Annotated in this window: 22 protein-coding genes; 14 read left to right on the forward strand and 8 right to left on the reverse strand. The window is 70.3% G+C overall.

Features of this window, described 5'->3' with window-relative positions; all coding sequences use genetic code 11:
- Nucleotides 1-6: 6 nt before the first annotated feature.
- Nucleotides 7-777, reverse strand: coding sequence for a GntR family transcriptional regulator (locus ASC98_RS21725; RefSeq protein ID WP_082542000.1), 771 nt, complete (start codon nt 775-777; stop codon nt 7-9).
- A gap of 49 nt (nt 778-826) precedes the next feature.
- Here ASC98_RS21725 and uraH point away from each other — a divergent pair, with 49 nt between their 5' ends.
- Genes uraH through ASC98_RS21740 form a run of 3 tightly spaced genes read left to right on the forward strand, consistent with a single transcriptional unit; the run spans nt 827 to nt 2,932 of the window.
- The gene (gene uraH, locus ASC98_RS21730; protein ID WP_056815615.1) at nt 827-1,180 is read left to right on the forward strand and encodes a hydroxyisourate hydrolase; all 354 of its coding nucleotides are present in this window, start codon (nt 827-829) and stop codon (nt 1,178-1,180) included.
- Nucleotides 1,181-1,185: 5 nt separating this feature from the next.
- Nucleotides 1,186-2,379 carry a urate hydroxylase PuuD gene (locus ASC98_RS21735; protein WP_056815618.1) on the forward strand — a complete coding sequence of 398 codons (1,194 nt, stop codon included), beginning with the start codon at nt 1,186-1,188 and terminating at the stop codon, nt 2,377-2,379.
- Nucleotides 2,380-2,419: 40 nt separating this feature from the next.
- Complete coding sequence (locus ASC98_RS21740; RefSeq protein ID WP_056815621.1) at nt 2,420-2,932, forward strand: RDD family protein; 513 nt, start codon at nt 2,420-2,422, stop codon at nt 2,930-2,932.
- A 355-nt stretch (nt 2,933-3,287) separates the two neighbouring features.
- On the opposite strand, the gene ASC98_RS21745 is transcribed toward ASC98_RS21740, so the two are convergent.
- Nucleotides 3,288-5,480 carry a hypothetical protein gene (locus tag ASC98_RS21745; RefSeq protein WP_157598003.1) on the reverse strand — a complete coding sequence of 731 codons (2,193 nt, stop codon included), beginning with the start codon at nt 5,478-5,480 and terminating at the stop codon, nt 3,288-3,290.
- Between the two features lie 224 nt (nt 5,481-5,704).
- On the opposite strand from ASC98_RS21745, the gene ASC98_RS21750 reads away from it, so the two are divergent.
- The 3 genes from ASC98_RS21750 (at nt 5,705) to ASC98_RS21760 (ending at nt 8,901) form a co-directional block, all read left to right on the forward strand.
- On the forward strand, nt 5,705-7,264 hold the full coding sequence (locus ASC98_RS21750; RefSeq protein ID WP_056815627.1) for a clostripain-related cysteine peptidase: 1,560 nt from the start codon (nt 5,705-5,707) through the stop codon (nt 7,262-7,264).
- A gap of 220 nt (nt 7,265-7,484) precedes the next feature.
- On the forward strand, nt 7,485-7,898 hold the full coding sequence (locus ASC98_RS21755; RefSeq protein ID WP_056815632.1) for a hypothetical protein: 414 nt from the start codon (nt 7,485-7,487) through the stop codon (nt 7,896-7,898).
- Between the two features lie 172 nt (nt 7,899-8,070).
- Nucleotides 8,071-8,901, forward strand: a complete 831-nt coding sequence (locus ASC98_RS21760; RefSeq protein WP_056815637.1) for an urease accessory protein UreD — start codon at nt 8,071-8,073, stop codon at nt 8,899-8,901.
- Here ASC98_RS21760 and ASC98_RS21765 read toward each other — a convergent pair whose 3' ends face one another.
- Nucleotides 8,902-9,576 carry a glutathione S-transferase family protein gene (locus ASC98_RS21765; RefSeq protein ID WP_056815641.1) on the reverse strand — a complete coding sequence of 225 codons (675 nt, stop codon included), beginning with the start codon at nt 9,574-9,576 and terminating at the stop codon, nt 8,902-8,904.
- A gap of 218 nt (nt 9,577-9,794) precedes the next feature.
- Between ASC98_RS21765 and ASC98_RS21770 the strand changes: the two genes are divergently transcribed.
- A complete protein-coding gene (locus ASC98_RS21770) occupies nt 9,795-10,556 on the forward strand; it encodes a DUF4397 domain-containing protein (protein ID WP_056815644.1) in 762 nt (253 codons plus the stop codon).
- Here ASC98_RS21770 and ASC98_RS21775 read toward each other — a convergent pair.
- From ASC98_RS21775 to ASC98_RS21790, 4 genes are read right to left on the reverse strand one after another with little or no spacing between them, the layout of a single operon-like run.
- A complete protein-coding gene (locus ASC98_RS21775; protein ID WP_056815648.1) occupies nt 10,543-11,220 on the reverse strand; it encodes a response regulator in 678 nt (225 codons plus the stop codon). The two genes, ASC98_RS21770 and ASC98_RS21775, sit on opposite strands and share 14 nt — an antisense overlap.
- A 34-nt stretch (nt 11,221-11,254) precedes the next feature.
- Nucleotides 11,255-11,611, reverse strand: a complete 357-nt coding sequence (locus tag ASC98_RS31160; RefSeq protein WP_056815651.1) for a hypothetical protein — start codon at nt 11,609-11,611, stop codon at nt 11,255-11,257.
- Nucleotides 11,608-14,025, reverse strand: a complete 2,418-nt coding sequence (locus ASC98_RS21785; RefSeq protein ID WP_056815654.1) for an ATP-binding protein — start codon at nt 14,023-14,025, stop codon at nt 11,608-11,610. The genes ASC98_RS31160 and ASC98_RS21785 overlap by 4 nt, the downstream gene beginning before the upstream one ends.
- 6 nt (nt 14,026-14,031) lie before the next feature.
- Entirely contained in the window at nt 14,032-15,210 is a 1,179-nt protein-coding gene (locus tag ASC98_RS21790) for an HD domain-containing phosphohydrolase (protein WP_056815658.1), read from the reverse strand.
- Nucleotides 15,211-15,430: 220 nt separating this feature from the next.
- Here ASC98_RS21790 and ASC98_RS21795 point away from each other — a divergent pair, with 220 nt between their 5' ends.
- The 7 genes from ASC98_RS21795 to ASC98_RS21825 all read left to right on the forward strand — a co-directional run bounded on the left by ASC98_RS21795 (nt 15,431) and on the right by ASC98_RS21825 (nt 23,742).
- On the forward strand, nt 15,431-15,907 hold the full coding sequence (locus ASC98_RS21795) for a spore coat protein U domain-containing protein (RefSeq protein WP_056815660.1): 477 nt from the start codon (nt 15,431-15,433) through the stop codon (nt 15,905-15,907).
- A gap of 13 nt (nt 15,908-15,920) precedes the next feature.
- On the forward strand, nt 15,921-16,382 hold the full coding sequence (locus ASC98_RS21800; protein ID WP_157598002.1) for a hypothetical protein: 462 nt from the start codon (nt 15,921-15,923) through the stop codon (nt 16,380-16,382).
- Nucleotides 16,382-17,119 (forward strand): molecular chaperone, encoded by a 738-nt coding sequence (locus ASC98_RS21805; protein WP_056815666.1) that lies wholly within the window; start codon nt 16,382-16,384, stop codon nt 17,117-17,119. The genes ASC98_RS21800 and ASC98_RS21805 overlap by 1 nt, the downstream gene beginning before the upstream one ends.
- A gap of 13 nt (nt 17,120-17,132) precedes the next feature.
- A complete protein-coding gene (locus ASC98_RS21810; protein WP_056815668.1) occupies nt 17,133-19,544 on the forward strand; it encodes a fimbria/pilus outer membrane usher protein in 2,412 nt (803 codons plus the stop codon).
- Entirely contained in the window at nt 19,541-20,383 is an 843-nt protein-coding gene (locus ASC98_RS21815) for a spore coat protein U domain-containing protein (RefSeq protein WP_056815671.1), read from the forward strand. The genes ASC98_RS21810 and ASC98_RS21815 overlap by 4 nt, the downstream gene beginning before the upstream one ends.
- A 227-nt stretch (nt 20,384-20,610) precedes the next feature.
- A complete protein-coding gene (locus ASC98_RS21820) occupies nt 20,611-21,906 on the forward strand; it encodes a hypothetical protein (RefSeq protein ID WP_056815676.1) in 1,296 nt (431 codons plus the stop codon).
- 165 nt (nt 21,907-22,071) lie between these two features.
- A complete protein-coding gene (locus ASC98_RS21825) occupies nt 22,072-23,742 on the forward strand; it encodes a phospholipase D-like domain-containing protein (protein ID WP_056815678.1) in 1,671 nt (556 codons plus the stop codon).
- A 7-nt stretch (nt 23,743-23,749) separates the two neighbouring features.
- Here ASC98_RS21825 and urtE read toward each other — a convergent pair whose 3' ends face one another.
- Entirely contained in the window at nt 23,750-24,442 is a 693-nt protein-coding gene (urtE, locus tag ASC98_RS21830) for an urea ABC transporter ATP-binding subunit UrtE (RefSeq protein WP_056815682.1), read from the reverse strand.
- Between the last annotated feature and the right edge of the window lie 2 nt (nt 24,443-24,444).

The raw sequence follows: 24,444 nt of genomic DNA on the forward strand, positions 1-24,444 counted from the left end.
GGCAGCTCAGGCGGGGACCAGCGGCGTGCTGGCGGAATGGGGCATGCGCGGGGCAAGGCTCAGGTTGCGCTCGACGCTGCGCAGGTGGGCCTGCATCAGCCGCACCGCGGCGCGCGGGTCGCGCCGCTCCAGTGCGTCGACGATGGCCACGTGCTCCTCGAAAGAATGCTCGGCCGAATGCGCCGACTGGTACATCAGCGAGATCAGCGACGAGCGCGACACCAGGTCGGCCAGCATCTCTGCCAGCACCTCGTTGCCGAGCATGCGCGCGAGCACGACGTGGAAATCGGCCAGCAGCCGCGTGCGGCCGGTGACGTCGGTGCGCTGCACCGCCGCCTGCTCGGCGGCCAGGTGGGCGCGCAGCTCGGCGATCTGCGCGGCGTCGAGTTCGCCGGCGGCGCGGCGCACCATCGCCGCCTCGACCAGGTGGCGCACCTCGAACACCTGTCGCGCTTCTTCGACGCTGGGCTCGGCCACGCGTGCGCCGCGCGCCGGCTCCAGCGTCACCAACTTGTCTCGGCTCAACTGGTTCAGCGCCTGGCGCACCAGCGTGCGCGAGACCTTGAAGATGTCGGCGATCTTCTGCTCGGCCAGCTTGGTGCCGGGCATCAGGCGGCGCTCGACGATGGCGGTGGTGATGGCGTCGGCGATGCGCTGCGTGGTGGTTTCACCGTCGCGGGTGGCGCCGTCCTTGCTTGCATCTCCCTTTGCCGCGCGTGCGGCCGCAGCACGCCGCATCGGGCGGATCTGCTTCAGCGGGGCGGCGGTGCGGGGCATGTCCAGGCAGGTTGGCTCTCGAAATCAAAGTGTATACACTTTCGCCACCATGGGAAAACTGACGACGCACGTGCTCGACACGATGAACGGTTGCCCTGCCGCGGGGATGTCGGTGCGGCTCTACCGCGTCGACGGTTCGACGCCGCAGCTCTTGCGCAGCGTGCAACTCGACGCCGACGGACGCGCCGGCGGCCCCTTGCTGGAAGGCGCCGATTTCGTGGCCGGCCGCTACCGGCTGGTGTTCGAGCTGGCCGACTACTTCCGCGCGCGCGGCGTCGTGCTGCCCGACCCGCCCTTCCTCGACAGCGTGCCGCTCGACTTCGGGCTGGCCGACGCCACGTCCCACTACCACGTGCCGCTGCTCGCGAGCCCGTGGGCCTACTCCACCTACCGCGGCAGCTGACGCGCATGGAAGCCTATGTGCTCGACTGGCTCAACCTGCTGCTGCGCTGGGCGCACGTCGTCGTCGCGATCGCGTGGATCGGCTCGTCGTTCTACTTCGTCTTCCTCGACAACAGCCTGCTGAAGCCCGAGGCGCCCGACCTGAAGGACAAGGGCGTCGACGGCGAGCTGTGGGCGGTGCACGGCGGCGGCTTCTACAACCCGCAGAAGTACATGGTGGCGCCGAAGTCGCTGCCGGCGCACCTGCACTGGTTCTACTGGGAGAGCTACTCCACCTGGCTGACCGGCTTCGCGCTGTTCACGGTGCTGTACCTGTACCAGGCGAGCACCTTCCTGATCGATCAGCGGGTGCATGCGTGGTCGCCGGCCGGTGCGATCGCGGCGGCGCTGGCCTTCCTCGCGGTGTTCTGGCTGGTGTACGACGGCATCTGCCGCGCGTTCGGCCGGCGTGAGCACGGCGACCGCATCGTCGGCGGGGCCGTCGCGGTGGTGGTGGTGCTCGGGGCCTGGCTCGCGTGCCAGCTGTTCGCCGGCCGGGCCGCCTTCCTGCTGGTCGGCGCGATGATGGCGACAGCGATGAGCGCCAACGTGTTCTTCTGGATCATCCCCGGCCAGCGCACCGTGATCGCGCAGATGCGCGCCGGCCAGCCGGTCGATCCGGTGCACGGCCAGCGTGCGAAGCAGCGCAGCGTGCACAACACGTATTTCACGCTGCCGGTGCTGGCCGCGATGCTCGGCAACCACTATGGTTTTCTGTACGGCGCACCGCACAACTGGGCGGTGCTGGTGCTGGTGATGGCGGCCGGTGCGCTGATCCGGCATGCCTTCGTCGTGCGGCACAAGGCGCTGGTGCAAGGCAAGCGCGTGCCATGGGAGTTCGCGGTGGCGGGCACGCTGATGCTGCTGGGCGTCGCGGTGTGGCTGGCGCCGACGCCCGGGCCGGCCGTGCACGCTGCGCAGCCCGCGACGTTCGCGCAGGTGCAGCAGGTGATCGGCACGCGCTGCGTGATGTGCCACAACGAGCAGCTCGCGAGCAAGGGCGTGCGGCTGGATTCGCCCGATGCGATCGTGCTGCATGCGCAGCAGGTCTACCAGCAGGCGGTGGTGCTGAAGCTGATGCCGCTGAACAACGCGACCGGGATCACGGACGAGGAGCGGGCGCTGCTGAAGCGGTGGTATGAGAGCGGCGCGCAACCGTAGCCCGGATTCCTGTCCGGGATTCGCCCGTTAGCATGCCCACATGAGCACCAATCCCTACGCCCCGCCGAAGGCACCCGTCGCCGACGTCGACGCGAACCCGACAGACGTGGCGTACGCAGGGTTCTGGCGGCGTGCGATCGCCAGCTTCGCCGATACGGTGCTGTTCCTGGCTTTCTTCATCCCGCTGGCCCGGTTCTTCTACGGGTCCGACTACGCGACCCTGAAGCATGTGCCGAAGGCCTCCCCGGGCATCAGCGACCCGCTCGAGTTCTTCCTGACCTGGGTCTTCCCGGCCGTGCTCTACATCGGCTGCTGGATGAAGTGGCAGGCGACGCCGGGCAAGATGGCGTTGAAGGTGCGGATCGTCGACGCGAAGACCGGCCTTCCGCCCACGCTCGGCCAGTCCGTCGGCCGCTACCTGGGCTACTACCTCTCGAGCCTGCCGCTGTTCCTCGGCTTCCTCTGGATCGCGTTCGACGCCCGCAAGCAGGGCTGGCACGACAAGCTGGCGGGGACGGTGGTGGTGCGCGACGGAGCAGCCAGGCGTTCGTAGCGCGTGCTCGGCCAGCGTTGCGAACTTCAAATTGGGGATGAGGCGAGCCGGGCGATTGACGCCGGGTTCCGGGCCTCTCTATGCTGCACTGCACGTGTGTCGGCGGTGCCTGCCCTGCCGATACTCCTCCTCGCGACAGGCACACCATCAAGGACGATCTGCATGAACCAGCCCCAGCAACGGCCCGCTCAACCTTCCCTTCCGCAAGGCCGCCCGACTCCTCCGCAGCCACTGTCGCCAGACGACCTTCGACACGTTGGAGGAGGACCGTTCGGCTCGCCCACGCTCTGATCCGGCCGCTCCGATTTCACCGAGAAATCCCCACCGCCGCCCCCGGCGCGGTGGGGCGGCGACCTCACTGAGGAAGCATGTAGCGGGTACTCGGCCCGTTACCGGACTGCTCCAGCAGGCCCCGTTGCGCCAGCGTGCTCAGGTGCTTGGAGGCGGTTGCCAGACCCACGCCGCAGACCTTCGCATACATGCTCTTCTGGATCGAGCCAGCGCGAAACAGGTAGTCCAGCAAGGCGATGCGACGCTGCTCCTGCAGCAGTTCACCCGCCTGCTGCTGCCATTGCGTTGCAAGATGCTGTTCCCGCGTCAGCTCGCGGTTGAACGTCGCGCGAAGTCCTTCGAGCTCGGCGGCGAATTGATCACCCAGGCCGTGCTTCCTGATCAATGACAAGGCCGCTTCGCGTTCCTTGCCCGATATCGCCAGGTAGGCGTTGGCAATGGCGAGGTGGGCACTGATGTGCGCCTGGGCGCCGACCGGCACGGCCAGCACGGCCCGTTGGCGCTGCACATCGGCCATCTGCTCGAAGTGGGCTGCAAACTCCTCGGGGAGCAGCCGGTCGTAGGTTTGCCCATCACGCAGACCGAGGATCTCGGTCTTCAAGTTGCGCGTCGCCTCGACGTGGGCCGGATCGGTCTCTGCGGCCGGCCCCTTGAGCGCCGCGGCGGCGTGGGCATCGCCGAGACGCTCGTCTTCCGCGTCCTGGCCGATCTGGAAGCGCTTGTAGTAGGCCTCGGCCAGGTTGTAGTGGGCGCGCCGCACGTGAAGCGGCAGGTTGGCCCGGCTTCCCGTTTCGAGCGCGAGCCGGTACTGTTCGATCGCCTGGTCGTAGCGAGCCTGCCAGAAATAGGTGGCCCCAAGGTTCAAGCGCGTGCTGCTCTCCATCTCCGGCTCCAGCGCAATGCGCTTGCCGATGTCGAGGATGCGCTCTGAACAGGTGATCGCACGATCGAATTCCTTCGCCTCGCCGTGGATCAGGCTGAGGTTCAGGTAAGTGATCAGAATGGACCGCTGGTCTCCGAGGCGCTCGAAGATGTTCAGGGCCCTGTGCTTGTGAGTCAGGGCGCGCGGCAGCTCCCCGGCACGGCGCCAATACTCGCCCCAGGTCTGTTCGAGCATGCCGATGGCTTCGGGCTTCAGGGCGTGTTCGGCCCGGAGCTGTTCGGCCTTGTCGAGCACCGTCCGGGAGCGCGGGTCGTTGCGAAGCACATGCAGCCAGGCGAGCTTCACCAGCGTCCCCAGGTACTCCTGAACGGTCTGCGTTTCGTCGCCCTCGCCGGCCTGGCGGGCGATGCGCAGAAATTCGGCACTGTCCTCGTAGCAAACGAAGGCACGGTCGGCATCGCGCGGCTCATAGAACTTGCCGAGTGCCCCGTAAGCCTGGCCGAGCATCAGCTTGTCGTCCGCGGTGCTGGCGATGCGCAACGCCTGTTCATAGGCCTGCCGCTCGCGCTCTTCGGCGCTGCGCACCTGCCACAGGGAAGCCTGGGCCAGGCAGAGCGCGAAGCGAACCCGCGGCGACAGGGATTCGCCGGCCATCCGCTCGAGCATCGGGTCGGTCTCGGCATCCGTGGCCAGTTCGATGCGGAACCGCTGAAGCAACTCGACGGCCGCGTCCCAGTCCCTCGCCTGCAGCTGATGCCACCAGGCCGTGGGCGCGTCGCGAAAGCGCAAGGCATCGGCCGCCTGCGCCCGGTGCCACGCCATGCGTGCCTCGGCTTCGTCGAGCCCGAGGCACGCATGAGCGTGCGACTGGACCATGCGCCGCAAGGCCTGCGTCTTCTCGCCGACGCGCAACGGGTCCATCAGGCCTTCGGCGATCAGCCGCCTGCCCTTGTCCAGGTAGCGATAGAAGGTGCTCGGCCCGACGGCCCACAGCCCGCACAGGTTCTCGGCGGGCGATTCATCGGGACGCCGGTGGTAGCGCTGGCGAAAGTCCGGCACCGGCGAGAAGCCGAAGTGGCACATCACCGCCAGGAATGGACGCCAGCTGGTGCGCTCGATCCAGGCCTGGCTCTCGATGCCGGTCAGTTCGGGACGCTGGTCCGGGCGAAGCTGCAACACGGCCCACCGCAGCCACACCGACACCGCGTCGGCATGAGCGGACTCGCCTCGCAGTGCATCGCCCGCGGTGCCCAGCACCGGCCTGAGAAACCGGCGGAAAAACCAGCGGGTGAAGCGGGGCCGCCGTCGCAACAACTCGTCCAGCGTGCCGGCCTTGTGGGCAGCCAGCGCGAGGGCGAGCAGCGCATCGACCACCGCAGCAGACAGCAAAGGGCCGACAGGCGAGGACGCGGGCTGCAAATTAGGGGGGTGTCTCACCATGACAGACCTATCGTCTCTTGATCGTCTGGCGCGCTTGCCTCTGCGGCGTCTCCAGCGGAGTGTGCATGAGAAAGGATCGAGGTTAGTGTAGCGACGCACGGGCGACGGGTGCATGCCCGCACCTGCCCGGTTGCATTCGATTGACAAGAGGAGATTCCATGGCCACCCCTCGCCTGCTGCCCCGCGACACCCACTCCGCCCCGCGCGACGGCGTCGTGCTGGCGGTATACGCGCCATTCGGCAGCGATCCCGTGCTCAGCACCTTCCCGGACGGCAGCTCGCGGCAGCTCGCCCAGCACCCGCTCGTCAATGCGTTGCTGCAGATCGCAGGGAGCGGCGTCCACGTGACGGCATTGATCGACCTGGTCGAGGACGACACCTACCTGATCGACATTCCAGCCGGGCAGCCGGCGGCGATGCAGACCGTCTCGCGCTGGAAGCAGGACATGAGTTCGCCGAACACGCTGGCCGGCTTTCTGCGCCATGCGCACGAATCGCGCGCCACGTCGGACGTGGTCCTCGCGCTCGAAGGCCATGGCGCCGGCTTCCTGCCCGAGATCGATCGCAGCAAGCTCACCACCGCCAACCTGACGATGCAGGGGCAGATCGAGTGGCACATCACCAGTGCCGGGGGATCACCCGTGCTGCCCCAAGGCTCGCCGATGCTGCCGCAGGGTTCCCCGATGCTGCCGCAGGGATCGCCGATGCTGCCCGCGAGCCAGATGCCGCTGTCCACCTGGGCCCTCGGCGACGCGCTGAAGCAGGCCCAGGACGCCGGCGTCCCCAAGCTCGCTGCGATCCACTTCAACAACTGCTTCAACATGTCGGTCGAGGTGCTGCACACCGTCGCACCCTATGCCGACTACGCGACCGGTTACGAGAACTACAACTTCTTCACCGCCGGCGCGGCCTACCCGGCCGTCTTCCAGAAGCTGGCAGCCGCCGGCAGCGCCACCGCGCAGCAGCTCGCGCAGTGGTTCGCCGACGGCAACAAGGACATCCTCGCCGCCAAGGGCAACCACCCGACCGTCGGCTGCGTCGTGCAGCTCGCCCGGCTGCAGGCCATCGTCGAGCGCATCGACGACCTGGCCGATGCGCTGCTCGCGGCGTTGCGCACCTCGACGCCGGGGCAGCGGCCGACCATCGTGCAGAAGATCCGCGCCGCGATCCGGCGCGCGCAGCAGTTCGACACCAACGCCAACATGGACCTGGAGACGCCGGACGAGCTGACCGACATCGACAGCCTGGCCACCGAGCTGATGGCGACCGACTTCGCGCCGTTCAAGGTGCAGCAGGCCGCCGCCGGGCTGCGCGATGCGCTGAAGGACATCAAGCGCTACGGCGCTGTCGACGCGCCGTGGACGGCACCGGGCGCGCTGTGGGACTTCTCGGCGAAGAACCTCGCGATGAACATCTTCCTGCCGGACCCGCTGCTGCTCGGCCTGTGGGACTGGCGCTCGCCGTACTACCTCGACGTGAACCCCGACCCGACGCTGCCGCGCGTGCAACCGCACATCATCGACTTCGTGAAGGTCACCGACTGGGTCGACTTCATCGTCGAGTACCACAAGGGCCAGCCGTTCAAGGGCCTGCTGCCGGCGGCGATTCCCGAGTTCCCGGTGTTCAATGCGCGCTACGAGCCGCCGAAAGGCCGCCAGACCGACCCCTGCGGCGACGGGGACATCCCCAAGGGAGATGACAAGCCGCGCCGCGCCTGACGCCCGCGGCCTCTCCTCCGCGCTCCCGCCCGAACCCCTGCGAGGCCCGTCCTCCCAGGGGTTTTCTGCGTCCGGGCGCCGGCCGCCCCGCGATCGTCTCGCGATCGTCCAGCGCCTGCGCCGATCGGGCGGCGAGCGGGCGTGTCAATGGGAAGGCGTCGTCGATGGAATGCGGTCCATGGATTCCTCCACCGCACCCCACCCCTCCCAGGAGACGCCCATGAAGTGGTACCTGTCCGTCCTCGGCGCGCTGGCCGTCTGGCGCCTCACCCACCTGCTGCACGCCCAGGCCGGCCCGCGCCGCGTGCTTGAGACCTTGCGGCGCTGGGCGGGCGAGAGCTCGTCGCTGGCCTGCTTCTACTGCCTGAGCCTGTGGGTCTCGGTGCCGGTCGCGCTGGTGATCGGGCAGGACTGGCTCGAGCAGGTGCTGCTGTGGCTCGCGCTGTCGACCACCGCGATCGCGCTCGACCTGCTGCTCGACCTGATCAGCCGCAGCACCGCGCCGCCGGCCCACGTGCAGCTGCTGACGCCGTCGCAGATGGCGCAGGCGATGGCCGCCCGCTTCTTCGACGAGCCGGTCGCTGACGACCCGGCCGAGCCGCTGTTCACGCCGACCCGCGCGCAGAAGCACTGAAGGAGGCCCGCATGCTGCCGTCGATCAAACGCCGCCTGGCCGCGCTCGGGCCGGTCGCGATCCCGTTCGCCGACACCACGCCGGGCATCTGGCTGCTGGAGACGCAGCCGGCCCCGAAGCGGCCCGCGCCCGCCCCTACACTGCACGCGCCCCGCATCAACACCCCGAGCCCATGGCCTGGAACGGTCGCCTGCAACTCCACTACCGCCACGACGCCGGCCGCTGCGTCGTCCACGACCGGCACAGCGGGCCACTGCGCGTGCTGCTAAGCCTCTACCCCGAAGGCACCGGGATCTGCCACAACGTGCTCGTGCACCCGCCCGGCGGGATCGTCGGCGGGGACGTGCTGGAGATAGAAGCGACGCTCGATGCCGGCGCGCACGCGTTGATCACGACGCCCGGCGCGACCCGCTTCTACCGCAGCCTCGGCGAGACCGCGCTGCAGAGCCTGACGGCCCGCGTGGCCGCCGGCGCGCGCCTCGAATGGCTGCCGCTGGAGACGCTGTGCTACCGGCGCACGCTGGCCGAGAACCGCATGCGCTTCGAGCTGGCGCCGGGTGCCGAGATGATCGGCTGGGACGTGCTGGCGCTCGGGCTGCCGGCCAGCGGCGAGCTGTTCGATGAAGGCCGCTACACGCAGCAGATCGAGCTGCCGGGGGTGTGGCTGGAACGTGGCACGGTCGACGGGCAGGATCGCCTGCTGCTCGACTCGCCGGTCGGGTTTGCCGGGCACAGCGTGCTGGCGACGATGTGGTTCGCCGGCGGCTCGGCGCTGGCGCCCGCGCGGCGCGAGGCGCTGGTCGACGCGGCGCGCGAGCAGTTCGATGCGCACGCGCTGCGGGCCACCGCGGGGGCGACGTCGCCGCATGACGAGGTGGTCGTGCTGCGCCTGCTGGCACACCGCGTCGAGCCGGCGATGGAGGTGCTGACACGCGTGTGGAAGCGCTGGCGCGAGGTCGCGTGGGCGTTGCCGGCGCAGGTGCCGCGCGTGTGGCGGACCTGATCAGTCGTTCGCGAAGTCGTACGGCCCACCGCGCTCCAGCGCGCGCCGGTAGGCCGGCCGGGCATGGATGCGCTTCAGCCAGGCCATCAGCTTCGGCCGGCTCGCATCCAGCCCGGCGCGCTGCGCCGAGGCCTCGACCGGAAAGCTCATCTGGATGTCGGCCGCGCTGAACTCGGCACCGGCGAACCACTCGCTGCGGCCGAGCTCGGCCTCCATGAAGTCGAGCTGCCGCTTCAGGTTCGGCTCGACCATCATCGACAGCACCTTGGCCGAGATGCCCTTCGCGATCGGCTTCACGAAGAACGGCATCGGCGATTTCGGGATGCGGTCGAAGATCAGCTTCAGCAGCAGCGGCGGCATGGCCGAGCCTTCGGCGAAGTGCAGCCAGTAGGTGAAGCGCAACGCCTCGGGCGTGCCTGCCGCCGGGGCGAAGCGGCCTTGCCCATGACGCGCGAGCAGGTACTCGATGATCGCGCCCGATTCGGCCAGCGTGTTGCCGTCGTCGGTGATCACCGGCGACTTGCCGAGCGGATGCACCTGCAGCAGTTCCGGCGGCGCGAGCATGGTCTTCGGGTTGCGCTGGTACTTCCTGATCTCGTACGGCAGGCCCAGCTCCTCGAGCAGCCAGAGCACGCGCTGCGAGCGCGAGTTGTTCAGGTGATGGACAACGATCATGAGGTCTCCCCGGTACCAGACGTGGCGCGCATTGTCGCCGCGTGGGGACGCACGGCATCCGACACACCCGGCCGGCGCACGCGGCGCGTCGTCCGACATCGATCTCAGGCGCGCCCCACATCGGGTCGCCGCATCCACCGACACGGTGCAACACGCCCGAAATCTAGAGTCGCAGCACGTTTCACACGGTTCCTCGACTCACTGAAAGGCGGTACACCATGCACAAGGCTCTCAAGTTCCTGGCAGCATTCGCTCCGATCCTGCTGGTCGCCGCTTGCGGCGGCGGCGACGACAGCATCGACGACCGGCTGGACATCGCCGACCCGAAGGTTCGCTTCATCCACGCGATCCCGGCCGGCCCGAACGTCTCGCTGTACCGCAACACCGAAATCTCGGGCGGCATCAACGACGTCGGCTACCTGTATGCGTCGAAGTACTACGTCGTCGACACCGCGCCGGCCGACTACACGGTGAAGACCACGACCGGCGCCGTCACCGTGGGCTCGATCAACTTCAACCCGACGCGCGGCAACAAGTTCACGCTGATCGCGGTGCCGGGCGAAGCGACGACGACCAACCTGCTGTTGATCAACGACCCGTACGACAAGCAGCTCACCGCCACCAACGGCCGCGTGCGCGTCGTCAACGGCTCGTTCAATGCGCAGAACGTCGACGTCTACCTGACGGCCGCCAATGTCGACATCAACACCGTGGCGCCGAACTTCGCGGCCGCCACGTACAAGAACGCGGTGCCGGCCTCGAGCTCGAACTCGACCGACTTCACCGCCGGCACCTACGTGATGCGGGTGACCACCGCCGGCACCAAGTCGGTGATCTTCACCGCGCCGATCGAGGTGCAGACCAACGCCGACCTGCTGCTGATGACGGTGCCGCAAAGCATTGCCGTCAACGACGTGAAGGTGCTGGAAGTCATCGCCGACAACGGCCAGCCGAGCACCGAGATCATCAACCAGCCTTGAGACCGGGATGATGTTGCGACGCCGCCAGCAGCAGCTGGCGGCGTTGCGCATGGGCCTCCAGGAAACCGAGCACCCGGTCCCAGGGCACCGGCTTGCGGTACAGCAGCACGTTGGGCGGCAGGCCGCCGCGGCGTGCGATCTCGTCGTCGTCCAGGCCGGTGACGACCACCTGGGCCATCAACGCCAGTTCGGCATCGTTCTGCACGGCGGCCACCAGCCGGAACCCGTCGACCGGCTCCATCTGCAGGTCGGTGATCAGCACATCGGGGCGAAAGCGCTCGAGCTTGAGCAAGGCCTCGATGCCGTCGGTCGCGAATTCGCACGAGATCGGCAGCCTGCTGCGGCGCAACACTTTCTGGTAGCTCAGCGCGGTGGTCGGGTTGTCCTCGACGATCAGCACCGTCATGCCCGATGGCGGGGCCGGCACGGCGGCCGACGCCGTCCCCGGCACCAGCTGCAGCTGGCCGCTCAGCAGCGCCTGCACCGAACTGCGCACGATGCGCCGGTGCCCGCCCGGCGTGCGCATCGCGAGCAGCACGCCGCTGTCCACCATCTTCTGGACCGAGGTGCGGGAAACCCCCAGCAGGCCGGTCACCTCGCCCACGGTCAGTAATTCCTCGTGTTCCACGGTGTCGGTCAGCTTGCTGTCGGGAAAAGCGCCCATGTTACGGCCTTCGCCCCGCCGGCCCGGCCAGCGCTCAGGAGAAGCGCTGCCGCAGCCACTCGCGCGCCTCGTCGGCCGAGGCCTCGAGCAACTGCGACACCTCGTGCTGCACCAGGGCCGTGTCCAGCACCTCGCCGCGGTGGCAGCTGCGCTCGATCTCGCGCACCCGGCGGCCGGCGTCGAAGCACCAGATCGATTCGAGCGAGTTCGCCAGCTCGTGCAGCACCGCCGCATAGGCCGCGCGGCCGCGCGCCGGGGCGTCTTCCAGCGCGGTGCGGCCAGTGTCCAGGTCTTCCAGGAACGCGAGCAGCACTTCGGCGATGCTGTCGGCATCGCCGTCGAAATCGGCCAGCGCGCGCCGGGTGTCGAAGGTGACCTTCGGAAAGTTCATGAGTGAGCGGCTTCCAGGGTGGGGGTCAGACTGATGCGGGGCAGGAATTCCGGCAGTTCCGGCAGCGGCTCGTTGGCGGCGATCAGCGGCACGAGCTTGCGGATCAGCGCGTTGCGGTCGACCGGCTTGGTGATGTAGTCGTTCATGCCGGCGGCCTGGCATTGCTCGCGCTCGCCGCCCATCGCGAGCGCGGTCACGCCGATGATGGGCACGCTCACGCCGCTGGTGTGGCCCAGGCCGCTCACGCCGCCCATCGCGCGGATTGCGCGCGCCGCGTCGTAGCCGTTCATCACCGGCATCGAGACGTCCATCAGGATCGCGTCGAAGTGCGCGCCGGCCGCCTTCTCGACCGCCTGTTCGCCGTTGTTCGCGATCTCGACGTGTGCGCCTTCCTGCTGCAGCCACTTGCGCAGCAGCATCTGGTTGATGCGGTTGTCGTCGACGACCAGCACGTGCTGTCCGACCAGTCCGTGCGCCAGCGTGTCGATGCTGCTGTCGGGCTGGGTGTGCACGAAGCCGGCGGTCGATCCGGCGCGCGGCAGGAAGACGACCACCTCGAAGTGCGAGCCGCGGCCTTCGCTGCTCTCGACATGGATGTCGCCGCCCATCATCCGCGCGAGCTGGCGGCACAGCGCGAGGCCGAGCCCGGTGCCGCCGTAGCGCCGCGTCACCGACTCGTCGGCCTGCGTGAAGGCGGCGAAGAGCCGCTTCTGCAGCGCCTTCGGAATGCCCACGCCGGTGTCGGTCACGCTGATGCTGACGCGGCTGCCGTCGGAGGCGCGCGCGTCCCTCGCCTCGATCACTTTGACCCGCACGCTGCCGGAGGCGGTGAACTTGATCGCGTTGTCGAGCAGGTTGTTCAGGATCTGCGTGATGCGCAGCGGATCGCCCAGCAACACCGCATGGCCGACATGGAAGTGCACGTCGAAGCGCAGCCCGCGCGATTCGGCCACCGCCTTGAACGGCATGCACGCATCGTGCAGCTGCTCCTCCAGGTCGAACGGCAGGTTCTCGAGCTCGAGTTTCCCGGCCTCGATCTTCGACAGGTCGAGGATGTCGTTCAGCAGGTTGCGCAGCAGCCGCGCGCTCGACCGCATCACGTCGATGTACTCGCGCTGGTCCGGTGTCGGCGACGAGCGCGTCAGCAGGTCCAGCATGCCGGCGATGCCGTTCAGCGGCGTGCGGATCTCATGGCTCATGTTGGCCAGGAAGCGCGACTTCACCTGCGCCGACTGCTGCGCCTCGGCGAGCGCCGCCTCCAGCGCGCGTGCATCCCGCAGTTCCTGCGTCATGTCGCGCAGGAACAGGCACATCTTCGGGCCGTGCGGCAGCTTCATCAGCTCGCCGAACAGCCGCACGGTGGCCGCACTGCCGTCGGCGCACAGGATGCTGCGGTCGAGCATCAGCCGCGTGCGCTGGCCGCTGCCGTGCGCCGCGAAATCGAGCATCGTGCGCATGAAGTCGTGGCGCTCGCCCGGCGGGATGATGCGGTCGAGCCGGCCGCCGACGAGCTGGTCGCCGCGCCAGCCGAACTGGCGCTGCATCGCCTCGTTGCAGATGCGCACGACGCCGGTGACGTCGTACACCAGCACCGCTTCGGGCATCGCATCGATCACGCGACCGAGCGTGCGCAGCGCCTGCTCCTTCGCACGCAGCTGGTGGGTGCGCTGCGCAGCCACCTCGGACAGCGCATGCGCCAGCGCGCGCAACTCGCGCGAGCCGACCGCCCGCTCGGGCGGCCCCTGCGCCGGCGCCTCCGGATGGGCCGCGCGCTCGCGGGCCCAGCCGACCAGGCGCTCCAGCCCGCGCGCATGGCGACGCATCAGCAACCCGAACACCATGCCGCCGGTCCACGAGATCGCGATGAACATCACGACCAGCACGCCGACCACGTAGCGCACGATGTTGTCGGCCGGGCGCAGGTTGACGGTGGCAACCAGCAGGCCGCCGCCGCTCGGCAGCGGCATCCAGCTGCGCAGGGTCCCGCCGTCGATCATCCGGAAACCGGGCCGCAGCAAGGCGTCCCGCGCCACGTCCAGCGGCAGGGCCGCCGGGTCGTCTTCGCTGCGCACGACGCGGGCCTCGCCCTGCGCCGACAACACGACGGCATTGACGTAGGTGGGCGCTTCGAGGTGGTTCTGCAGGCTTCGCCGCTGGGCCGCGGCCTCGTCCTCGCTGCGCGGCAGGTCGCCGAGGTCGAGCACCAGCCCGCGCAGGCGGCTCAGGCTGATCTCGCCGGCCACCCGGTGCATCGCCGATTCGACGTAGCCGAACGACGCGATGCCCAGCGCGATGAGCACGGCCGCGAGCGTGGCGGCGTGGATCACCAGCACCTGCGTCGCGAAGCCGCGACGGCGAAACCAGTCGACGAACCGCGCCGCGGTTGGGCGGCGCGGCTGCACCAGGGTGTCCATGATGGGTCAGATTAGAGTCATCGGCGTCGTCTTTGCAAAGGGCTCGGCCATCTCGAAGTACTGCTTGATCGTGAGAAGTTGGTCGGAAGCCTCGGTCATCGCACTGACGACGGCCGGGTCGAAGTGCGTGCCGGCCTGCGCACCGATCTCGCGGATCGCGAGGTGCAGCGGCCAGGCCGCCTTGTAGGACCGCTCGGTGCTCAGTGCATCCAGCACGTCGGCCACCGCGACCAGCCGGCCCGACAGCGGAATCTCGTGGCCGCGCAGCCCCTGCGGGTAGCCGCTGCCGTCGAAGCGCTCGTGGTGCGACAGCGAGATCTCGGCACCGAGCCGGATCACCGCCGACGACGAATCGCGCAGCAGCTCGAAGCCGAGCGTCGGGTGCCTGCGCATCAGCGTGCGTTCGTCGTCGTCCAGGCTGCCGCACTTCTGCAGCACCGCGTCGGGCACGCCGACCTTGCCGATGTCGTGCAGCGGCGCGGCGGCCACCAGCATCTGCGCCTGGGTCAGGCTGAGCCCGTAGCGGCGACCGATGACGGCCGCGTAGTAGGCCATGCGCTCGGTGTGCTGCCCGGTGTTGCGGTCGCGCAGCGACGCGATGCGCGACAGGTGGCGCAGCGTCGACTCGTCGTCGTCGGTGATCTCCGCCTTCGCCTCGTACTGCGCGAGCAGGCCCCAGCCGCCGTGCGATGCAGGCCCCTCGCGGCCGGCATCGGCCAGCAGCACGCGGTCGAGCACCGGTGCGTCCAGCGACGGCGCCGCCATCTCGAACGGCGCCTGCGCGACGCTCAGCAAGCCCTTCACGCGGCGCAGCAGTTCCTCGCCGGTCAGGTCCTTGGACAACACGTCGCTCGCCCCGGCCTCCATCGCCCGCGGCCGCAGGGCTTCCAGCGACTGGCCGGTGAACATCACGATCGGCAGCTTGCGCGCCGGCGGGTAATGGCGCAGCGCCTCGATGAAGCGGATGCCGTCGATCTGCGGCATGCCGTAGTCGACCAGCACCAGGTCGGGCAGGCGGTAGTGGCAGGCCTGCAGCGCGGGCCATGCACTGCGGAACACCGTGACGTTGCGGAAGCCCCGCGTGTTCAGCAGCTTCTGCATGCGCACGCCGACGACCGGGTTGTCGTCGACGACGCAGATGCGAGGCACGAAGGGCGCGAAAGGAAGGGTGCGTGGCGTGTTCATGCAGCCAGTCTGGCAGAAAGATCGACAAAAATCGATTGCGGTTTTTGTGATTTAGTTGCCACCTCGCATCGAACCACCCCCCTCATTCCGGGGGGTCTTCCTCACAATTGTGGACGGAAATCTACCAGGGAACGCATCGGGTTGTCGGGGGCTTGCGCAGCACAACCAACTTAATCACAATAATCACCGCAAACACCACTTTCACAACGGAGATGTCTTCATGAAGAACGTACTGATCACCGCCCTGCTCGGGCTTGGACTGGCGGCCCATGGCGGTGCGTTCGCGACCGATGCCACGCAGAACTTCACCGTCTCGATCAACCTGACACCGGCCTGCGCGCTCGGCACGGTCGGCGGCATCACGTTCAACTACACCGGCGCACAGAACACGCAGGCGACGGGCAGCGGGGGCGGCTTCACGCTGCTGTGCACCACCAACCTGCCGTACAGCTTTTCGCTGGACAACGACAACAACAACAGCTCAGGGACACCCACCTCGCGCGTCTACCAGGACTCGGCCACGCTCCTCTCGTACACGCTGACCACGCCGGCGGCCGGCACCGGCACGGGCGCCAGCCAGGGGCTCTCGCTGGGCGCGACGATGACCGCCAACCAGGCCGGCTCGTGCCCGTCGGGAACCGCCTGCGACAACACCGCGAGCACCAACCGCAGCCGCACGCTGACGGTCACGTACTGAGCGCCGCGAGCCCATGCCTGTCCATCCGCGGGTCGGATCGCTGCGCCGCCGGCACGGCCGGGTGCCGCATTGGCGCGTGCTGGGCGGCGTGTGCGCCGCGCTGGCCGGAGGCGCCGGGCTGCCGGCGCGCGCCGGTACCGTCGAGGCCGGCGTCGCGGTCCACATCGCGCTGACGCTGCCGGCCGGCTGCAGCAGCAGCATCGAGCGCTCGGCCGGCGGCGCGCGGGTCACGCTCACCTGCGGCGCCAACCTGTTCGTCAACGTGCGGCCGGTCATCGTGTCGGCCGCGGCGGGCGGGTCGGCCGGCCCGGCGCGGAGCGCGGCGAATCCGGCCGGCGGCCCGGGCACCCCGGCCGACGGCGCGGGCGAGACCGTGTCCTGGGTGGTGTCGCCGGACGGCGCGCCCGCCGAAGACGTCGCACCGCCGGTGCAGGTCGCCGCCGGCCGCGCGGTCGAGATGTGGATGATCTTCTGATGCGCCCGCCACGCGCCGCGCCGGCCGCGCTCTCGCTGGCGTCGTCATTGGCGCTGTCATTGGCACTGTGGGCCGCACCGGCCGCTGCCGGCGTCTTCACGATCTCGCCGGTGCGGTTGCACATGGGGCCGCGCGACCGCGCCGTCGCGGTCGCGCTCGGCAACGACGGCGACTCGCCGCTGGTGCTGCAGGCGGAGCTGTTCCTTTGGCGACAGGACGCCGCCGGGGCCGACGTGCTGACGCCCACCGACGACCTCGTGCTCGCGCCGCCGATCGTCAAGCTCGAGCCCGGCACGCGCCAGGTGGTGCGGCTGGCGATGGTGGTGCCGCGCGACGCGGCCCGCCAGCTCACCTACCGCCTCGTCATGCGCGAGGTGCCGGAGGCGCTGCCCGGGGCGCCCGGCGTCAGCGTGCCGGTCGCGCTGGCGATGAGCCTGCCGGTGTTCGTCACGCCGCCGGCGGCGCGGCGCGACCTCGCCTGCACGCTGCAGCGCGACGGCGCGCAACTGCTCGCGCAGTGCGAGAACCGCGGCAGCGCCTATGCGCAGGTGCGCGAACTGCGCGTGCTGCGGGCCGGCCGGCCGCTCGCGCACTTCAACGGAGGCGCCTATGTGCTGCCCGGGGCCAGCCGCCCGATCGCGCTGCAGTCCGAACCCGACGTGGCGCCCGGACCGGCGCAGCTGGCGCTGCTGTTCGACGACGGCACGCGCCGCACCGACGAACTGGCGCTGCCGTGAGGCCGCGGCCCCGATGGACCGGCACGCGGTGCTGCGCCGGTCGGCCCGGCTTGCGTGGGTGGCCGGCACGGTGACGGCGTGCGCACTGCCGTCGCTGGCGCCACGCCACGCGCAGGCGCAGGCGGTCGATGCAGGCGCGGAGCGCGTGCCCGGCGAGCGGCTGATGCCGCTGGAGGTGCGCGTCAACCAGCAGCCGAGCGGTGGCTGGCTGCTGATGGAGCGCGCCGGCGTGCTGTTCGCCCCCGCGATCGCGTTCGACGAATGGCGGCTGAACCGGCCCGAGCTGCCGCCGCTGCGCGTGCGCGGGCAGTCCTGGTACCCGCTGTCGGCGCTGCCGGGGTTCGCGGCGCGCTTTCACCCGGCCGCGCAATCGGTGGACCTCGATTTCGCGCCGCAGGCGTTCGCGGCGACGCGCCTCACGCAGCCGGCACCGAAGCGCCCCGCGGTGTCGCCGGCCGAGCCGGCCCTGGCACTGAACTACGACCTGAGCCTGACCCGCTCGGCGGCGCGCGGCGTGGCAACGCAGCAGGACCTGGGCGCGCTGGTCGAGGTCGCGCTGTCGGGCGACGCCGGCGTGCTGTCGTCCAGCCACGCCGGGCGCAACCTCGCGGTGCGCGGCTTCGACGCCACGCCGCGCTGGCAGCGCCTGGAAACGAGCTTCACGCACGACTTCCCCGAGCCGCGCATCAGCCTGCGCCTCGGCGACCTCGCGACGCATGCCGGCGCGATCGGCCGGCCGGTGTTCTTCGGCGGCGTGCAGGTGTCGCGCAACTTCGCGCTGGAACCCGGCTTCGTCAGCCGGCCGATCCCGTCGCTGGCCGGCACCTCCAGCGCGCCGAGCACGCTGGAGCTGTACATCAACGACGTGCTGCGCCAGACCGGCAACCTGCCGGCCGGCCCGTTCACGGTCAACGAACTGCCGTTGCCCGACAGCACCGGGCAGGTCCGCATGGTGGTGCGCGACATCCTGGGCCGCGAGACAGTCGTCGAGCAGAGCTTCCTGTCGAGCAACGCGCTGCTGGCCGCCGGGCTGAGCGACTGGAGCCTGGAGGCCGGCGAACTCCGGCGCAACCTCGGCCTGCCCGACGCGCGCTACGCCACCCGCTTCGGCGCCGGACTGTACCGCCTGGGCCTGAGCCCCGACTGGACCGGCGAGGTCCGGACCGGCATCTCCGGACCGCAGCAGGAGGCGAGCATCGCGCTCAGCCATGCCCACACGCCGTGGCCGGTGCTGGTGCAGGCCGGCCTCTCGGGCAGCCGCAGCGCGTTCGCGAACGGGCGTGCCTACGGCGCCGGCTGGCTGCTGAGCGTCGAGCGTGCCGGCGTCTCGAGCGGCTGGCTGCTGCGCACCGAAGGCAACACCGCCGCGTGGCGCGGGCTGGGCCAGGACCTGCAGACCCCGCCGACGCGCCGCCAGACGACGGCCAGCCACCGGTTGAACGCAGGGGCCTGGGGCAGCTTCGGGCTGAGCGTCGCGCAGACGGTGGCCGGCGACGGCAGCCGCTACCTCGCGACGACCGCCGGGCACACCCTGGGCATCGGCTACCGCAGCACGCTCAGCGTGGGCGTCACGCGGCTCACCGGCAACACCGCCGGCACGCGGCTGACGGCCACGCTGTTCGTGCCGCTCGGGCCGCGCAGCGTGCTCAGCACGACGGCGGCGCACACGCGGCACGGCGATTCCGACACCACGGTCGGCCTCAGCGCCTCGCCGGACGAACCGGACGGCTGGGCCTGGCGCCTGCTGGCCGGCGAGCGCAGCAGCGCCGGCCAGGCCGAGGCCGGCCTGTACCGCGACGGCCCGCGCGGCAGCCTCGCGCTGGACTTCGGCCAGACGCGCGAGCTGCAGACCCTGCGCCTGGGCGCGCAGGGCGCCTGGGTCGCGGCCGACGGCGCCTTGTTCGCCACGCGGCGCAGCGGCGCGGCGATGGCGCTGGTGGAGGTGCCCGGCCAGCCCGGCGTCGGCGTGAGCCTGCTCGGGCAGGTCGCGGCGCGCACCGGCAGCGACGGACGGGCGCTGCTGCCGCAGTTGCTGGCCTACCAGGCGAACGCGGTGCGGCTCGACCCGTCGGACCTGCCGATCGGCGCCGAGCTCGATTCGGTCGAGATGTCGGCCGTGCCGGCGTCACGCAGCGTCGTGAAGCTGCGCTTCCCGGTGCGCAGCGGACGCGCGGCCCTGATCCGCGTGCGGCTGGAGGATGGCGGCCCGGCGCCGCCGGGCGCCGAGGTCGGCATCGTGGGCGATCCGCAGGTGTTCTACATGGCACGCCGCGGCGAGGTCTTCGTGACCGGCCTCGCGCCGGTCGCCACGCTGGTGCTGCGCTGGCGCGGCCAGTCGTGCTCGCTGGCGGTGCAGCTGCCGCCGGACGACGGCAACGACATCACGCGCCTCGGGCCGCTGACCTGCACCGGGGTGACGCCGTGAGCGTCTTTCGGCTCGCCGGCGCGCTGGCGCTTCTCGCCGCGCCGGCAACGGTGGCGGGCGCGGTCAGCTGTGCGGTGACGGTCAGCTCGCCGTCGGGCAGCGTGGCGGCGCCCGGTGCGCTGACGCTCGGCGGCACGCTGACCGTGCAGTGCACGAAGGCGGCAGAGAGCGCGCTGGCAAGCGCGTCGTTCAGCGCCACCGTCGGCTCGACGCAAGCGCTGGCCGCCGAGGACAGCGCCGGGCGCCGCATCGGCTACGGCCTGTGGCAGGACGTCACCGCCAGCACCCCGTGGGGCAGCGCCGCACCGTACGCGCTGACCGGCAGCGTCGTCTTCACCGGCAGCCCGATGGCGAGCGCGCAACTGCCCTTCTACCTGGTGGCGCCCGCACGGGCCTCCCGGCCGGCGGCCGGCAGCTACCGCGACACGCTGCTCGTCACGCTGGCGTACAACACGGATGGCAGCCCGGTGCCGTCCGGCGGCGGCAGCGGCAGCGCCGGCACCAGCGGCGGCGTGGCACTCGACGTGCCGCCGGCCTGCAGCCTGTCGATGCCGAGCGCCGTCACGCTGGACTACGTCGCCTTCCAGGCCACGCCGGCCATCGCCACCAACAGCTTCAGCGCCGACTGCAACACCGGTTACGCGCTGGCGCTGGACAGCGGCGGCGGCACGCTGCTCGGCCTGCCCTACACGCTGACGCTGGATGCCGTGTCCGGCACCTGGGACGGCCTGGTGCACGAGCACCGCGTGACCGGCCGCATCGACGCCGGACTGGCCGGCTCCTGCGGGACGGCGCCCTGCCAGGCGAGCCGGATTCACTGGCTGACGATCAGCTATTGAGCGGCTGACCGGTTGAACGGTTGAATGGCCCGCTCCAGCGGAGGCCTGGAAGGGCCGGGCAGGCGCCCGACTCCGATACCCTTGCCCGCTGGCGAGGACCCCCCATGTCGACTCTTCTCAGATCGGCCCGAGACAGGGCTGACGGATCCGGCAGTACCGATATCCCCAAGGCACGCAGCCGCCCCCGCATCGGTGGGGGGGCAACGCCGCGCATTGCGCTCGTCTGCGTGCTGCTCGCGCTGCTGCTGCTGGCGCTGGACTTCAAGGTCAGCCAGCGCGTGCTGGAACTGCATGGCCCGTCGGCGCTGGCGCTGCGCCCCGACGGCACGCAGGCCTGGCTGGCCGTCGACGACGAGATCTGGTCGTTCGACGCCGGCGGGCACCGCGGCAAGCGGGCGAAGCTGGCCGAGATCGGACTGCCCGGCCATGCCTACAGCCTCGACTGGCACCCGGGCGCCGGGCTGCTCGCGATGCGGCTCGACAACGACGCGGCGATCCACCTGCTCGACCCGGCCACGCTGCTGCCGGCCGGCACCATCGCGCTGCAATGGCCGCCCGAGCTGGTGGAGCACGCGAGCCGCGCGGTGCACCTGGCCTTTGCCGAGGACGGCCGCATCGCGGCGTCGACCGGCGGCGGCCATGCGGTCGCGCTGTTCGGCCGCGACGGCCGCTTCCTCGCACGCACCGTGCTGGGCACCTACCGCTTCACGAACGGCCTGTGGTGGAGCGGCGATGCGCTGTGGACCACCGACACCAACGGCCTGCAGCTGAAACGCCTGGACGGCCGCACGCTCGCGCTGCAGCAGGCGGTCGACGTTCCGGCGCCGCGCGGCACCCGCTACCTGGGCCTCGCGCGGCCGCACCCGCCGCAGGCGACCGAGGTCAACGAGCCGCTGCCGCTGGCCACCGTGATCCGCTTCGGCAACGACCGCATCGTCGGCGTGGTGGCCGACATCCTGCCCGGCGGCGGCGAGCTGCTGTTCTCGCAGACCGAGCGCATGGAGCCGCGCGACCTCGGCTGGCTCGGGCGCGAGCTGCTGGTGGTCGACGGCCAGAGCCGCTCGGTGCTGCGCTGGAATGTCGCGCGCGAACCGCTGCCGCCATTCGGCGATGCCGACAGCCGAGGCGACCTGCAGGACGCCGCCCAGATGCAGCAGCGCCTGCAGTGGCTGCACCAGGCGCTGGTCGCCGCGGCAATCGGCGGCGTGGTCGCCGCGATCACGCTGGTGTGGCATGCGCGCCGCGGCAGCCGCTCGCGGCGGCGCATCGCGGCCACGCCGCACTGGTGGGCGGTGCTGGCGTCGGCCCTGTTGCCGGGGCTGGGCCAGTGGATGCGCGGGCGCAATGCGATGGCGCTCGCGTGGTTCCTGGTCTGGTCGGTCTACACGCTGTCGATCAGCGTGCCGGTGCTGTGGAACCTGCTCGGGCCGCGCAGCGACGTCTCGGTGCAGTACGCCGCCGACGTGCTGGCGGTGCAGCTGCTGATCACCGCGTTCGCGGCGCTGGAGGCGGCGCGGCGCTGAGCCGCATCCGTCCGACCCCTCGTCCTTCCGCCATCTGGAGGATGACGCGCGCCACGGTACGGTGCAATGTGCCCAGGCGTGCCCGCTGCCATGGCGGCGACACACGCCTGCGCCACAACGGGCAGGCGTGGCACCCGGCACGCGTCACGACCTCCGGAGACCACCATGCGCGTACGCAACGAGAACGGCGGCCTGACGGCGATGGCCGTGGCCGGCACCTACGTGGTGCTGCTGGGCTGGGACATGCCCGAGGCGACCCTGCTGGCGCAAGGCGTTCTGGGTTTCGCGGTGCGCAGGCTGCGCGAGCGCGACGGCGAGCGCATCTGGCTGTCGGGCATGAAGACCTTCGAGCAGGTCGAACCCTTTCCGGTACCGGGCGAACCGGTGACGAGCTTCCTGCACCCGCTGCAGACCTTCCAGTGGGCCGACTACAGCGCCTCGCCCGACGAGCGCTACGTCTACACGATCGTCCCGATGGGCGGCGCGCCGGGCGCGCTGGTGCTCGGGCCGGGCGTCGACCTGGCGGTGGCGACCGAGCGTGTCGACCAGGGCCGGCATGCGGTCTTCTTCAACCGCGGCGCGGTGGCCTCGCAGGAGTACGCGCGGCGCTTCCAGAACCGGCCGCCGGACGACGCCGGGCCGTCGGCGTTCAACTGGCTGTCGCGCGGGCTGGTCGAAGGCCTGGAGGCCTTCATCGGGCAGGCGGCACAAGGCGATGCGCTGGAGGGCGCGTTCTTCGAGTTCAAGAGTCCGCGCATCTACACCGCGCTGAAGGCCGCGAAGGCGCGCGGCGCGGCCGTCTCCGTGCTGTACGACGGCGACAGCCAGGGCGAGGGCAACGAAAAGGCCCTCGAAGGCCAGGGCATGGACGGCATGGTCAAGTCGCGCGAGCACTCCGGCGGCTTCGCGCACAACAAGTTCCTCGTGCTGCGGCAGGGCGGTGTGCCGAAGCAGGTGTGGACCGGCTCGACCAACCTGAGCGTGAACGGCATGTTCGGCCATTCGAACAATGCCCACATCGTGCGCGACGACGTGATCGCCGCCCGCTACCACCAGTACTGGCGGCTGCTGGACAGCGACCAGACGCGCAAGCCGACCGCGACGCAGGACGAGGCGCTGTCTCCGCTGCCGGCCGACGGCTCGCCGCTCGACGCGCTGTTCTCGCCGCGGCTCGGCCTGCAGGCACTCGACTGGTACGCCGGGCTCGCGGCCGGCGCGAAGCGCGGCGTGTTCATGACCTTCGCGTTCGGCATGAACAGCCGCTTCGTGCCGTCGTACGACAAGACCGACGGGGTGCTGCGCTTCGCGCTGATGGAGAAGAAGGGCACCGGCAAGACCTACAAGGCGCAGGCCGCCGAGATCGACCGCATCCGCCGGCATCCGAACGTGACGGTGGCGGTGGGCAACCGCGTCGAGCTGAACCTGTTCGACCGCTGGCTCGCCGAGCTCGACCGCATCGCCGACGAGGCGCACGTGCTGTACGTGCACACGAAGTACATGCTGGTGGACCCGCTCGGCGACGCGCCGACGGTGGTGGTGGGGTCGGCCAATTTCTCGGCGGCGTCGACCACCGACAACGACGAGAACATGCTGGTGATCCGCGGCGACACCGCGGTGGCCGACATCTACCTCGGCGAGTTCATGCGGCTGTTCTCGCACTACGCCTTCCGCGAGTCGCTGCAGTTCAAGGACGCCACCTCGGACGCCAATGCCCTGCTGCGCAAGTACCTGGTGCCGTCGCCGGACTGGATCCACGGCGGTGGCGGTGCGGGGCAGAGCTACTTCAGGGCAGGGTCGGACCGGGCGCTGCGCAGGTTGTATTTCTCGGGGCAGTAGGCGCGGCTCAGATCGACATCCGGTCGCGCACGCCTTCGGCTTCCATGTCCTTCCCGCGCCCGCGCTGGATGATCTCGCCGCGCTCCATCACCAGGTACTGGTCGGCGAGCTCGGCGGCGAAATCGTAGTACTGCTCCACCAGCACGATGGCCATCGTCTTGCGGTCGGCCAGCATGCGGATCACGCGGCCGATGTCCTTGATGACGCTCGGCTGGATGCCTTCGGTCGGCTCGTCGAGGATCAGCAGCTTCGGCCCCGCCGCCAGCGCGCGTGCGATGGCCAGTTGCTGCTGCTGGCCGCCCGACAGGTCGCCGCCGCGGCGATTGATCATCTGCTTGAGCACCGGGAACAGCTCGAACAGCTCGGCCGGCACCGGCGTGCCGCCGCTTTTGTACGCCAGGCCCATGCGCAGGTTCTCGTCGACCGTCAGCCGGCCGAAGATCTCGCGGCCCTGCGGCACGTAGCCGACGCCCTTGCGCACCCGGTCGTACGGCGTGTCGTGGGTGATGTCGCGGCCGTCGAGCTGGATGCTGCCGGTCTTCACCGGCACCACGCCCATCAGGCTCTTTAGCAGCGTCGTCTTGCCGACGCCGTTGCGGCCGAGCACCACGGTCACCTCGCCCAGCTTCGCCTCGAAGGCAAGGTTGCGCAGGATGTGCGAGCCGCCGTAGTACTGGTTGATCCCTTCGACCTTCAGCATGG

This window comes from Rhizobacter sp. Root1238 (genome assembly GCF_001425825.1).
GTDB lineage: Bacteria > Pseudomonadota > Gammaproteobacteria > Burkholderiales > Burkholderiaceae_C > Rhizobacter.